This is a genomic window from Paraburkholderia sp. Clong3 (assembly GCF_050436485.1).
GTDB lineage: Bacteria > Pseudomonadota > Gammaproteobacteria > Burkholderiales > Burkholderiaceae > Paraburkholderia > Paraburkholderia tuberum.
The window spans coordinates 141,738-155,423 of the sequence record NZ_JBNDMH010000004.1; the positions used below are offsets into that span (position 1 = coordinate 141,738).

At 56.7% G+C, this 13,686-nt stretch carries 6 protein-coding genes and 4 pseudogenes; 5 read left to right on the forward strand and 5 right to left on the reverse strand.

All coding sequences use genetic code 11. The annotated features are described in order from the left end of the window. Positions 1-229 precede the first annotated feature (229 nt). Both OKW30_RS38660 and OKW30_RS38665 read left to right on the forward strand, forming a co-directional pair. Positions 230-1,612, forward strand: a complete 1,383-nt coding sequence (locus OKW30_RS38660) for a hypothetical protein (RefSeq protein WP_429349316.1) — start codon at positions 230-232, stop codon at positions 1,610-1,612. Between the two features lie 365 nt (positions 1,613-1,977). Next, a pseudogene (locus OKW30_RS38665) lies at positions 1,978-2,160 on the forward strand (helix-turn-helix domain-containing protein); the annotation flags it as partial. Positions 2,161-2,321: 161 nt separating this feature from the next. On the opposite strand, the pseudogene OKW30_RS38670 reads toward OKW30_RS38665, so the two are convergent. From OKW30_RS38670 to OKW30_RS38685, 4 genes and pseudogenes are all read right to left on the reverse strand, one after another. Then, positions 2,322-2,597 (reverse strand): annotated as a pseudogene (locus OKW30_RS38670) (ATP-binding protein); the annotation flags it as partial. Between the two features lie 1,000 nt (positions 2,598-3,597). Beyond that, a pseudogene (locus tag OKW30_RS38675) lies at positions 3,598-4,110 on the reverse strand (PDDEXK nuclease domain-containing protein); the annotation flags it as partial. Between the two features lie 2,363 nt (positions 4,111-6,473). Beyond that, entirely contained in the window at positions 6,474-7,457 is a 984-nt protein-coding gene (locus OKW30_RS38680; RefSeq protein ID WP_429349317.1) for a ParB/RepB/Spo0J family partition protein, read from the reverse strand. After that, on the reverse strand, positions 7,454-8,662 hold the full coding sequence (locus OKW30_RS38685; protein WP_429349318.1) for a ParA family protein: 1,209 nt from the start codon (positions 8,660-8,662) through the stop codon (positions 7,454-7,456). Before OKW30_RS38685 ends, OKW30_RS38680 begins: the two co-directional genes overlap by 4 nt. 846 nt (positions 8,663-9,508) lie before the next feature. Between OKW30_RS38685 and OKW30_RS38690 the strand changes: the two genes are divergently transcribed. After that, positions 9,509-10,885: a replication initiation protein gene (locus OKW30_RS38690; protein ID WP_429349612.1), complete on the forward strand. Its 1,377-nt coding sequence runs from the start codon at positions 9,509-9,511 to the stop codon at positions 10,883-10,885. Positions 10,886-11,119: 234 nt separating this feature from the next. Here OKW30_RS38690 and OKW30_RS38695 read toward each other — a convergent pair whose 3' ends face one another. After that, positions 11,120-11,665 (reverse strand): hypothetical protein, encoded by a 546-nt coding sequence (locus OKW30_RS38695; RefSeq protein WP_429349319.1) that lies wholly within the window; start codon positions 11,663-11,665, stop codon positions 11,120-11,122. A gap of 432 nt (positions 11,666-12,097) precedes the next feature. On the opposite strand from OKW30_RS38695, the gene OKW30_RS38700 reads away from it, so the two are divergent. Then, positions 12,098-12,799 (forward strand): type IV secretion system protein, encoded by a 702-nt coding sequence (locus tag OKW30_RS38700; protein WP_429349320.1) that lies wholly within the window; start codon positions 12,098-12,100, stop codon positions 12,797-12,799. Continuing rightward, positions 12,796-13,681: pseudogene (locus OKW30_RS38705) on the forward strand (TrbG/VirB9 family P-type conjugative transfer protein). Before OKW30_RS38700 ends, OKW30_RS38705 begins: the two are co-directional and overlap by 4 nt. Positions 13,682-13,686 lie beyond the last annotated feature (5 nt).

The following is a 13,686-nucleotide window of genomic DNA, read 5'->3' on the forward strand; positions in this document are numbered from 1 at the left end:
CAACTCGTGGCCGACTGTACGCGTTTAACCTCGTTCACCGTATGCCGCCGTTTGCAACGTTGGGGTTGAACTTGGAAAATCGGACAACGCCAGCAGCTACTCTTGATCAATCGTGCGTCGCGTGCGTCTATTTCCGCTTCATGGAGAGGCTGACGCATCGGATGCCGGCATTGCCCCTCGTCTATAATTCCCGAGTCGGAACCTTAATGATCGCACGGAGCCCTATTTTATGAGTCAACCCCGCGGACGATATGCGGGACCTCGGGACAGCGGCCAACGCCAATCTCGCCACGCGAAAAAATCTCCGCCCAACCGGCAGGGACAACCGTACGTGAAGGCACCTCCTCGAGACTCCGCCCAGACTGCGTCGATTTTCAAAACACGATCGTTTCAGTTTCTCGTCGATGCGGTGGGTGCAGAGAATATCGCGTTAGGACTCGAATCGAACATGACGAGGGTGGCTGAACTGATGAAGGGCGAAGGATTCACGCCCGAGACCGCTTTTCATATGGAAACTACGCTTGGGCTGCCGCATGGTTTTTTTGACCAGCCCCATCCTGTCCTCGCGCCCGAAACCATCGCCCGCCTCAAATCACCGCTCGACTTTGTCAAAACAGACAGCGAGCCAGAGGTTGAGTCTGAAACGCTCATACCGGCTTCCGCCGCGAACGGCGGCCATCAACCATTTCTTGAAGATAACCTGTCCGAGGAAACGGAAATGCCAAAGAAAGCAACGGGCGGGTCGTCGGGGGCCGCCAAAAAGAGTCGAAGCCAGTTGGCCAGACAAACTGACGCTCATACGCCACGAAAAAAAGCTTCACCTTCGAAATCCAGGACCTCTTCCGAAACGACCCGGCAGCAACCGCTGGCGTTAGACGACAGCGCCACGGTCGAAAACGTTCGGCGGCAGAACCTTCACGTCCTCACGAGTCGTAACGGGTCCAAGGCAAGACTCGGTGTAGTCATGGAGATAACCGGTTCCAACATTGCCCATCGACTGTATGGCAAGAAACGCATGGACGATGCCGAAGCAAGCCGTTTCACGGAGCGACTTGGTTTGCCAACTGGCTGGCTGGACACGCCGCGCTCTGAAGCTGAGATTCCCGAGTCGGTGTCGCGTTTGCTGACCCCTGCTTCGCGCGGTCGTGCCGTGGAACAACACGAGCCGATCTCGGCCGCAACGAAGGATGATGCATCTGGCAAGTCCGCAACTGCGAAGGCGCACACGCGGCGCACGCGGGCGGGCGTCCCGATCGAGCCGGAAAGCTCCTCACCTGCTCCAGCGGATGTCGCACGAGAGAAAGAGGCGATCGTCGTCAACCAACAAGATCACTTAAGCGGTGGCCCCGCCGAGGGCGCCGGTCGCTCTTCTGAAGAAAGTGATGGCAAGCTGCTGGCGTTCACGTCGGCAACCGTTGAGACGCATCCGCTGACCGCACTACCGCAACAGAAGCTCGCGTCGCTCCCCGCCTCCGTCACCAGCCTGGACAATCTCTGCGGTATCGCGCCAATCGCGGAAGCATTGATCAAGACTCTGGCAGGCAAGGCACGCACGGGTCGACTGGACGAATTGAAGGCTCTGGAACTTTTGCAGCAGGCAGTCCTGTTGTAAGTCGGCCAGTGTCTACCTCCTCGACTGGGGCAAGGATCCCCCATTCTTCACGGGCAATCGCTATTGCTCGACTAAGCAGCACCAGAAAGGCTACAAGCAGGTATAGGCGATTGCGAAGCATTTGGGTGAAAGGCTCGCGACACCACCCCCCAGCTCGCCCCCGTTGCCCAAACTCGCGGCGACGATTTGCGACGCATCAAGGGTGTCAGCCTCGAAAGCGGTCGGATTTCAAATCTAACGCTTGCAGCGCTCGCTGCTCTCGGCTTGAAAGTCGTCATCCTAAAGCAAGACGGTGCTGATGCCACGCTTACCGGCTATCGATTAGATGTGTGATTCACAGAGATCGTTTCAACTAAAATGAAGCGATGGACCGAGAGATTTCGTCGACTCGATTGCGTTGGATGCTGATGTATAACGAGACCTGCAACGCAGGTCTCGTCTGTGCGCGGCGTGGCATCTCGAGGCCGACATTTCGCAAGTGCCTACGTCGCTATCGGGATGCTGGAGAAGTAGGCCTTCGCTCTCAAAGTCGTCGCCCACTTAACAGTGGGAGAGGCACTCGAGACATGTGTGACTCACCTAGCGTTCAGTGCGGAAGTGGCCACTCGAGCGTCCTCGTGCGTATTTCGGCGAACGTGACCGCCGATTTCGGGAACGTGACCGATTCGGCAAGGTCGGGCGTTGCGCGGTGTCGATTGTTATTTCCTCGCTAGTTTTGGTCGAATTCTGGTTCCAGCACGCTGGGCTTCGGAGATGCTTTTCTCAGAGATTCACCCGTCAGTTTGATGCAGTGATGACGCTGCATGAGGCGATCAAGCATTGCGTCGGCGATGGTCTCGTCGCCGATCCAACCATGCCAGTGTTCGATTGGTAACTGGCTGGTCACGATCGTGGCTTTGCCGGCAGAACGGTCATCAATCATCTCGAGCAAATCGTTTCGAACCATCGCGTCGAGCGGAGCCATACCCCAATCGTCCAGCAGGAGCTCGCAACGGCGTAATCGGAAAGCACTCAGGACACCGCGCTTCCCGATTCTAACGTTCGACGAATGGCAACTCAGGCTCGCGCTGGGCAGCGACTTCAGCATCGTATGGTTGATGCCGGGGGGAATCCCTCGTCTCGATCCTGTGGAAGTTCGCCTGCGCCAATGCGCTGCCGGGTGATGTGCCGCTCCGCCTGATGAGCCCCGATGTTGACCCGCGTGAAGGCGTCGCACCGCGGCGGGACGCTATCGATATTGCGCTCCTGCACCACCTGGTGCGGCCACCCAGAAAAGTATTGGACGCATCGTTGATCGATGCGACTGTGCATGAACGGTATCACACGGTCTTCCGGTTTTGCCGGCAGTGCGCGGCGCACGGCTACCATCAGTGTGCTGCATCAGCTTGAGGAAGAACATCACTGTCCGGCGCATCGACAATTACTCCAGACTCGTTGTCCGCAATGCCTGCGCGAGAGCCCGTTTATCATTAACAACAATGCGATCGAGGCGCCATTCCGATGTGTATGGTGCCGTTCGCACTTCTGCTACGGCCGCCTTTCGCTCCTGTCGACAACACCTGCGATGTGCAGGCGAGACCGCCTCGCCATCAGGCGCCGAGTGCTTCTACGACTAGGCAGCGAAACCCGCGGCGTGCCGAACGGATGATCGTCGCAGTTCGTTGACGTCCGCCGGGTGGCAACTGCCCTCCTGTTTGCAGGACGGTTTGCGGCGAAGCGGTGGAAGTGGTTACGCGGACTGACGGTTAGTTGCGACTTCGAGCGCCGACGCGAGTTGACAAATTTATTCACGCAACTGAGACAGATTTAATACGTTCTACGTGATCGGCTCAATTCATCGGATCTAGTTGTTGCATCGTTTGATCTCCACTCAGCGGATCTGGCGCCGCTAAGTGGAGGTGCGAAGCCAAGGGACACGTCAAACTGCCGATACGCTGTCCGCCCGTCGCATGTCAAGACGTTAACTCCGACTGCAAAAACCGAACTTACGCACCCGGGGTCCGTCGTTCCAGCTCTTCCCTGGTCCGTTCAAGCTCTCTCGCAATCGTCGCCTCATCGGGCAAGACCGTTTGATACTCCGCCGCAAGGATCTTGTTTGGCAGGTTGTCGAGCGCGTAGTGCGCCTCAGCGGAGCCCTTTTCTGCGCACAGAAGGAGGCCAACCGGTGGATTCTCGCGGGGCTTCATCCAGTGTTCGCGCGCATAGTTCAGATAGAGGTGCATCTGCCCGGCGTCCGCGTAGCTGGAGCGGCCGACCTTCAGATCGATGATCACGAGACACTTCAACCGCCGGTGGAAAAACAGCAGATCGACGCGGAACCATGTATCGTCGATCCGCAAGCGACGCTGACGGCCGAGGAACGCAAAGTCGTCGCCGAGTTCCAGCAGAAAATCCGCGAGATGCTGAATCAGGGCAGCCTCAAGATCCGACTCCGAGTACTCGTCCCGCAGATCGAGGAACTCGAGGACAAACGGATCGCGGATCGCCTGCTCGGGTGCGCATTGACTCAGGATATTTGTTACCCGGCCGTGGTCGTTGCCCCATGTAATTTGCTACCCGTTCAGAATGCTGACGGAAATCGGGCTGCTCGGCACGTTCGACGCCGCGGCTTGCGGCTTTGCAGACTGCCTCGCGGTGCCGCCTACTCTCAAGGTAACGTACGCGCTTGACGGTTAGTTGCGCAAATTTAAATCGTATTGCGAAGCCGCGAGCGCCGAAAGCATCCCACGCCTACCGCGTCGGGGCGCGCCGCGGAACGTCCGGAAAGCCGTCGGCCAAGAGCCTCATGCAGCGCTACAGATTACGTAATGTCCACTACAAACAGACCTGAGTCACACATGACTTACTGTCCAACCCTCGCCCACTCGCCATTTTTTCTGGACCTCGTATGGTGCGCCGTGAAACAATTTCCGGGAACTGCAGCGAAGCGCCGACGGACGGGGCTTTCACGCAAGTGAATATTGTTCGACTATGTTTCACGGAGACTGCAAGTAATAATTATGACGTTAAGGTTTCGAATATCCAGCTACGGCTCAGGTTGGAAGGGGACGATAACTTAGGTCTACGAAGAAATCTCCTGCAACTAGCTCCATACCGGCTATCGATTAGTCACGGACCAAACCCTGAGCTCCAGGCTTTATATATACCGGAAACGCGCCTCCGCATCGGGGCGCGTCGGTCGAGTTCCGGGGCGCCAGAGCCAACGGCTGGTCAGCTGAGCGCCGAATATGTGTGGCTGGAACGGCGTTCTCGAAGCGGCCGTGGTTTCGCGGTGTTGGACGCCGTCGCGCGATGTCGAGGCACTGCGGCTCGCGCGACGTGTCGACACAGACCGAACGTTACCCGTTCGATCAGAGATCGTGGAGGCAGCGCACCACTCGTGGCCCCGCATGAAAGCGGCGTGTTTTCCCCACGTGATTCGGGTTCGCGTTTCAGTCACGGCCGCTCCGCCACCAAGCCAGTGTCGGCTCGTGAGACATCTGAGAAGCACATCTTGCAAGGAGACAAACCTTCCCGCGCTTAAGTAGGCGGTTCGTATCTGCGTCGTGGTCCTTGGGTTTGGGAAAGTTGATAGGGCGGCAACCAACCTAAGGCGCCCTTTTGCTCTTCGACTCAGCTGCCTGATGTGGGCTGTCCGTTTCCCCTGGCACAAGCAACCGGGTGAAAAGGTTTTTTGGCTCGCCGCTTCGAGTTGTGCAGCGCGTCGGATTTCACAGGGGGATCCAAATGGTTCTAGGCCGGTGGGTCGACGCGTCCGCTCCCTCGAGGTCAGGGCCTCGATGCGCGTCGCGCCTGGGACGCGTAGTGTGTCGGAGGAGACGTCCGTGATTCAGGTCTCTCTGAGAAACGTTTCGCCCTATCGCGTTGCCCACGATTTCTTGTGGTGACGGCGCACAATCACCGCCTACGGGTCAACTTGTGTACAGGCAAAGTCCAAAGTTTCTCCGACCGAAGAGCTCGCAAATATCCAACAAGGACGATTGCGCGCTTGATGCCAGACAAACTGCCAGCCCCTGCTTGCAGTCGAGCAGTATCCGGAAATACGGGGAACGCTGTGCTGCGGATCCATTTCCCGCATCGGCTCGTCGACTGACTCGCGTTGCATCTCCAGGGAGGGCAGTGCCTTCTTTTTTGCGCGGTGCGGTGCTCCCTGCGTTGAGCATCGCGGTTGCCTGCACTCGGTGACGGGCCAGTCAAAGTATGTAGATCGCGCCTTAGAACGACAGTCACCCACGCTTGACGCGATCAGTGAACCAGTGCGTTCGCGCAGTCCAGAACTAATTGATGCTGTGGTCGACGCATCCGTGTTCAGCGGATGCGGGCGTCCGGATCTGGTTTCGGGAGCTTGAGTTCAAGGCGCCTTATCGTTGGCGACCACGATGGTTTTCGTCATCTCCCGTGGCGATAGAGCGCCTTTGCAACTGTTCGAGATACCAATTGCCCAACCGATGATCGTTTGGTTCGAACTATCACGATTTGCATCTCTCCCCGTCAGCACGTTCGCAGCGCAGGTAAGCCGGGACTCGAGGAGCGTCCGCCTCTGGTGGTTGAAAATCAGGCAGACGCGTCCCGCTTGGAGTGTCCCAACTTGGGACACGGACTCAAGGATTAAAGCGTGACACCATCGGAAAGCGCGTCCTCATTTGGCCCGTGGATTCCGCTCTGTGCACTGAGACGCAAGTCTATCGATCTGCAACAGGTTTCGATCAACCCGTACGAATTTGCGTCCTCACATGATGACATAACCGTGGCGGCTTCGCGCCACCACGGGAATCGTGTCCCAACTTGGGACACGACCGAGTCCGCAATAGCATGGCGACCAAAATAAAAAGGTGCATCGTGGGCACCTTTACCGTTCGCCTCAATCGGCGCTAACGCTGCTAGCGGAAAAGAGTTCTGATATGAGCCTACGTATCTGCTTCTCTTTCTCTGACGTGAGCATGCCTGCTCTGATTTTCACCGTGAGGCCTACAGCATCCTTCGTTATTGACCCTGCCTGACTTTTCCCGGCAAAGATCTTCTCAATACTACGATCACTGACGCTGCGCGCTCCGTCGTCGCCGCTCTGGATAGCCTGCTTGATCGCCCTAGCGAGCTTCAATTGATCGAGGTCCCCTGCGACCACCCTTGCCCACATCTCTCTAGCGACATCGACCGCCCTCGGGTTCTTGTCGCGCAGAATTGACACCAAGCCCTCCGCTGCGGTCGCGCCCAATAGCCTAGGCTGTATATCCAGATCTTTGATCACAAAGTCCGGAAGGTCAGCAAACGCCAGGAAACGATACAGCTCCGAACGAGAGAAACCCAATGCCTCTGCCATACGTTTTCTGTTGGGAAATTCTTTCTCGGTGCTGCGGATAGAGCGAGCGATCTCGTAATCCGACAAGTCGTCGCGCACGATGTTTTCCACCAAGGCCAACATCGCCATCTCCTCATCAGAAAGGTCGATGATCACGGCCTTGATCGTCTCCTTATCGATCATCTTGTGAGCTCGCCAACGTCTTTCGCCCGCAACGATCTGGTGACCGTGCGCAGCGCGGCGAACGATGATCGGTTGGACCAACCCCGTTTCGCGAATTGATTCCGCAAGTTGTGTCAACTTCGCTTCATTGAACACTTTCCGCGGCTGCCACGGGTTTGGAACGATCTCCGAAACGGTCACGTCCGACGCAGTACCTGCTTTCTCAAGTTCGACGATTCGCTGTTGTGCCTGGGCCAATGCCCCGGCCATCCCCGGCGCGGTTCGAGGGCTAGTGGGCTTCTCTTGATGCTGGTCGAGCTGAATGTCCTTCGCGGCTCGAACTTCAGCAGTCTTGCTCATCATGCGTTCACGCAGGTTGCTCATTGTCCAGCCCTCCATTGCGCGACATATTGATCATCGATCCATTTGCAGTAATCGAGCAACGGTTGCTTGACCCGAGCTAGAGTCTTCGCGACAGCATCGGAACGCGAAAGGTCAAAGACTGTCGAAAAGGCCAACGCACCGTTGCTCATGACAGAACTGGCCGGAACCTCGGTTGTATGAAGCCAATCGCCGTATGCACGCTGCGACCAGGAGCGAACAACCGGCGCCGACGACGTCGTCCCATAGTCCACACGTGACAGCAGGACGGAGATGAAGTCGTACGTTTTGTCGACCTCGTGCTCTACAAACCCGTGCGCGACCTCGGCGAACAGTGACCAGAAAGATACCGAGGAGATGAAGTCCAAGCTTTCTGGGACTAACGGCATAACCATCGAATCAGCTGCCATGAGACCATTAAGGGTCATGTAGGACAGGGACGGTGCCGTATCCAGAATGATGTAGTCGTACTGGGCTCGAAGTGGTTCGACTCCCTTGCGAAGCACAGACCAGAACTCGAAGCCAGGGTTAGTCTGTTGTGCTGTCGGAAGATGAAATTCCGCGTCGTGCAGGTAGTTGTGCGCAGGGATGACATCTAAGCCATCCCAATATGTGCTTTGAACCTTCGACGCTAGTCCGCCCTCCATGTTCGGGTCATAGATGAACGGGAGGACTGTGTCCTCCCAGGTCACATCTTTTTCGGCATACAGACCGCACAACTCCGACAGAGATGCTTGCGGATCGAGGTCAATGACAAGTACTTTGCGACCACGCAAGCTCAAAGCTTGCGCGATGCACATTGTTGTTGTGGTCTTACAAGAGCCGCCCTTAAAGTTCGCAGTGATCAATACGCGCCCGCGATGCTCTCGAGTGCCAGTGACGAGCGGAGTCTGATAAATGTCGGATACCTGCTGTACCCACGTGCGTACGTCTTTCAGAGAGAAAATGCGCGCCCTTCCGGTACCATGAGCCATACCCGCCGGAAGTTCGCCACCTTCCTTGGTCGCCAGGTAATTTATCTTCTGACGGTCGATACCACATAGCTCCGACAATTCCCCGATCGTGAAGACCGGAGGATTCTTACGAGGCCTGGGCGCCAAAATTTGGTCGCGCAGCTCATTCGCCATCACCGACAGACGCTCGGCAAACTCCCCCAAGTTGGAGAGCTTTACGCGCCGGTCAATTCCGGGCAATTCGCTCAGATTCATTTTGCAGTTCCTATGTTTTATCGACGGTGAGATGATTTCTTCACGCTCACCATCTGTTTGTACGGTTTCTGGCGGCTAACGCGTCGAACCGTAGAATACTCATCCCGGCGGAGAATTGCCATTGAAATCTGAGGGCGAAAGCTAGCTCAACCAAAAAATGAAACCATTCCCTTTAGATTCAATGACTTGCATCACATGATGAAAGGACAGCCTCCCGTCAATAATCGAGACGACCAACCACAACGCGGGCGCACGCTGCTCCGCAGGCACCATCGTTAACACAGAACACCTCACCTTAGCGCGCGCAAAGCGGCGGGATTAGCCCCGATTTATGGACGACACACAATTTGCCTCACCTTCGATCGGTCTCCATCTGATGATCTTTTGGCAAAAAACCGTCGTGCGGCCGAACACGTCCGCGCTGCCGCCCAGAGAAAGACTTCCACGCCGTTGGCCGCGGACGAATCGGTTAGAGCTTGACCGATCTGTTGGCTGAGGCTCCGGTGGTTAGTGTTTATCAAAAAACAAAACCCACAGACAACTAACATAAGCGCACAACCCTATAAAAAACAATTGGTTAGGCTCGCAAGGTGAGGCGAATTGTGCCAAAGGTGCTGTTAATTGAGCGCGAAGGTGAGGCGTTTACCACTGGAAGGTGAAGCAAATTGATCCGCAAGGTGAGGAGTTTTGGCGCTGATGGTGAGGCAAATTGTGCAGAGCGGCTCTGCAAAGGTGAGGTGTTCTGTGAAGACCACTGCGCAAGGTGAGGTGATCTGTGTTGACGTGGCACCTTCCCACCGGTACCGTACCGCTCCAGATATCCTTGAACACGAGCTTGGGGGCCGTATGACAACAGCAGGTCAGGTAGCCACATCGCGGCAACTGGCCTTAGCTTTGTTCGACGATGCAACTGGTCAGGACTTACCAGTCGACACAGCGCGGTCCGACATTGGCTTCCCGAGAAAGAACGTTCTCATCCGAATTATCGATCTGGGGGTTGCAGCTCGACGTCTGATCGATGCGGCGTATTTCATCGTCGCTCAGGACGAACAGGTACGAGATCTGTATGACGTTGAGCTGGACTACTTCAAGTGGCTCATGCGTTACTCGAGTCGCAACAACACACATCTCGAGCAGGTCATCACCGAAGCCCAACGGGCATTGATTCAAGCGACCACCGCGCCTGACGCCGACGGCGAAAAGCCCTTTGGCTCAGTGCAGCTGATCGGCCGTATCTCGTACTCAGGCGGCCGCTTCCAGTTTCGAGTACCCCCCGATCTCGTAGGCATCATACGTGGCCCGGGCAAGTCGCATTGGCTTAGCCTGCGCATTACGTCTCTCTTTACTCTGAGCTACGCACGTGTCATGTATGACCACTTGCTTCCCTACGCGGATGAAGGAGAAACGGATTGGCTTACGCTCGACGAATTGCGTTTGTGGCAAGGTGCAATGGGTGCCAAGGCAAACGAGTTCAAGTATTTCAAACGAGACTGGCTAGTCCCTGCCATTGACCAGATCAACGAGGTCTCTGACCTGAGGCTCTCGTATGAGACGCGCAATGAGCAGGGGTCCCGGAAAATCGGCCGCTTGAAGTTTCGCATCGAGCGCAAAGAGATGGCTGAGCGCATCCTTCATACCCACGAGCAGGCGCAAGCGATCTATCAAACGTTGAAGCAGGAGTTCGGGCTGTCCAGCGCTCAACTCGACCAGATTGCGGCATCGCGCGACACATACAACGATGAACGATTGGAACAGGCGATCGAGCGGACGCGTTTCAGTTTGAAACTGGGCAAGGTGTCGAAGAGCCCAGCCGGATTCTTTATGAAGGCACTGAAGGAACAGTGGATCGTCTCCGACGCTGAGCGCCAGATGGTCGAGATTCAGAAAGACCTTGCCCTGACAGAGCAACGAGAATTGGAAGCGAAGGAGCAGGTCCAGAGTAGGATGGCCTTGCAGATAGCCGCCCAGAACGTGCACGCGCAGGACCGTATGGTCGACGAAATCCGGCGCGGCTGGGAAGCATATGAAGCCGCTACATCCAAGCAGCGGGAGGACTGGCGACGGACCTACAAAGGGACACCGGCTGGCAAGCTCACGCTACGCCGGTTGGGCATTGATCCTATGACCGACTTGGCCGAGGCCACGATCCAGAAGTACCCCGACCTGAAAGACGGATTCGCGGGCTACGTATTCAACAGGTCGAGGTCGGGCAAGTCTCGCTAGTTCGAGTTTGCTACTGGCTTGCCGTATGTTGCGCAGCGAACATTGTGAATTTCAGCAGGCGTCTTTCCTGTGTCGAAATTTGCGGAAAGTTGGGCACATGGCTTTTTCCAAGAGCATCGCAGCGCGGCCGGCAAGTAAGCAAGGTCAGCAAGCGTCACCGAAAGGTGACGCATTCCGACTTGGCTACGAAAACGCTGAGACTTAACAGACGCGCGGTTCTCGACCGGAGGCCTCTCAGATCAGTTGCAAGACTCCCTCCAAAACAGCGTTGATCGCCTTCTCAAGACGCGGAAGATCCGAGGACATGCGGCTCAACTGCGCCGAGTACAGCCTGATGTAATCTTCCTCCTTATGGCGCGCGAGTCTCACGACTTGTTCGCGGGTCGGCGCCACAAAGCCAGTAGCGAAGGCCGCGAGTATCTCTTGCACCTTTAGGTCCCGCCGGGTGCCAAAGCTCCCTGCGCGAGCTATCAAAAGCAGCCGCCCGATCTGGTTTTCTATCTTCGCGAGTGTCCGCACGGTTTCAAACGAAATGCGATGTGCGTCGCCAAAAGTATGGATAACCTCGTCTGGAACTCTTGCTGCGTGCAGCAACCGAGTAACGTGCGGTTTTGAAATGCCCAAGGCCGCGGCCATTTCAGATTGAGATTGCCAGAATTGCCGATTCAAAAAAGAGCTGCATAGCCGCCCTAACGTGATGATCGACGTGTTCCGCTGGCGCAACTCGCTGTATTGAGCGAAAGCCTCTTGCTGATGCGGCGTAAGTGAATCTGGTTTCATACAGCCTTTTTCAAAATGAGTTGAAGCTAGGCTAACTCGTACGTTTGAATGTCAAGGGAAGCTCAAACGTGAATGGGGCGATCACATCTCGTGAGTTGAAGAACGGGGCACGATGTTCCCGAGCACGCCGTCAGCCGGCTGACGCCAAAAAGTCTACTTTTTCTTTCTAAATCAATGACGTGATCTACCGATTTCATGTAAATCATGTAACAAGCCGAAATCCTATCCTTATCCACTCGCATTCGCTTCCCCAAAAGCTATCGTTTTTCCGCACCTTTCCGGGATAAGGGTGTTAGCCGGCTGACGGGTTGTGGTGGCTGCGTTTCGGCACGCAGCCGTTCCTCAAAAGCCTCCGTAAATCGCATCTCTTTTGCATGACCTGGTTCCCATGCGGGCTGATTCAATGGAGTCGGCCCAAATGGATCGACCGTTATGCCCCTTTTCCGCAGCAAAAAGCAGATCGCACTGTCTACCGCCCCCGGCGGGTACTCCGAAGACGACCCCGAGAAGATCATCTTCGACAACGGCTCGCGTCTGCGCGTTGAAGCGAACCACTGGAAGACCTTCTGTTTCATCCTCGTGTTCATTGCTGGTGGTGCGATCTACACGCGTGACCCGGCACCGTCCGTCGTCAAGGCCTATGGTGTGTCAGGGGACGCGAACGGCCATGCTGTCGTCGCGCAACTGACGGCATACAAGCCGGATGATCAGGCTATCCGCACCTCACTTCGTGAGACCGTCGAGCGATGGTTCACGATCGAGCCGGTGCTCACCGATGACATCCAGACTTCGCGCATGGCCCGCAACATCAACGGCGTGAAGGCCATGATGGTCGGCAATGCACGGAACCAGTTCGGCGACTGGCTCAAGATCGATGCACCGTTCCAGCAGATCACACTCAACCCTAAGCTGGTGCGTGAAATACGCGTGACCAATGTCGCGATGCTTGAAGACTCGACTGCGGTGGTGGAGTTCACGACAACCACCACGCAATCCCCGACCGACAAGCCGGCCGTGCAGAAGTACGCCCTGACGTTCCGCTACCAGATCATTCCGCCCACATCAGAAGACGCGTTGGGCCTCAATCCCTTCGGCATCTTCTATCCGTTGTTCTCCATCCAGAAGACTCAATGATGATCGACTCCCGTACGCTCGCCTCGTGGGTCACGGCCTTTGCCTGCGTCACGGTGGCTTGCTCGCCAGTGTTCGCTGCAAGGAAGGGCAGCCCTGTGTCGTCCGCATCCTTCGATATCGCCAATGCGATGAGTGATCCGATGAGCCCGGTGAATCCCTATAACGCCGGTACCGATCCGATCACCATGCCAGGCGACGCCCGCATGGCGGTGTTCCCCTATAGCCGGGACCAGATCTACCGCATCATGACTGCGCCACTCAAGACGACAACGATCGAGCTTGCGCGCGGTGAGGTGCTGGCGACAGAGCCGGCACTTGGCGATTCGGTCCAGTGGATCGTCGATACCGACGGTTCGAATCACGTCTTTATCAAGCCGGTCAAGCCTGGCCTTGTCAACACGCTGCACCTGACGACGAACCAGCGCGAGTACGACATGACGCTGGTCTCATCGCCGATGGGCGGGGCTTTTCTATCAGACCGTGCGGTTTAACTATCCGCATTCGCTGATGGCCAAGGTCCGCGCACGCGAGGAGGGCAACGCCGACACGACGGACGCGGGGCAGGGCGGAGCCAATGCGAATGACTCTGGCCCGCTCGGTGTGTCGCCCGACAGGCTGAACTTCGACTACAAGGTATCCGGTTCGGCGCCGTTCCGGCCGGAGACCGTGTTCGATGACGGTAAGTCGGTGTGGTTGCGCCTGCCTGCGAACGCGCCTTTCGCAGTGCCGATCGTCAAGGACCACGGCGACAGCGTCAGCCCTAACTTCATCCGGCGGGGGCAATACATCGTCGTTCAGGAAATGGCCGACGAGATTGTCCTGCGCGCTGCCGATGACCAGGTCACGATCAGGCGGGGTCGCCCCGGCGTCTTCGGCTTCTGAGGGGA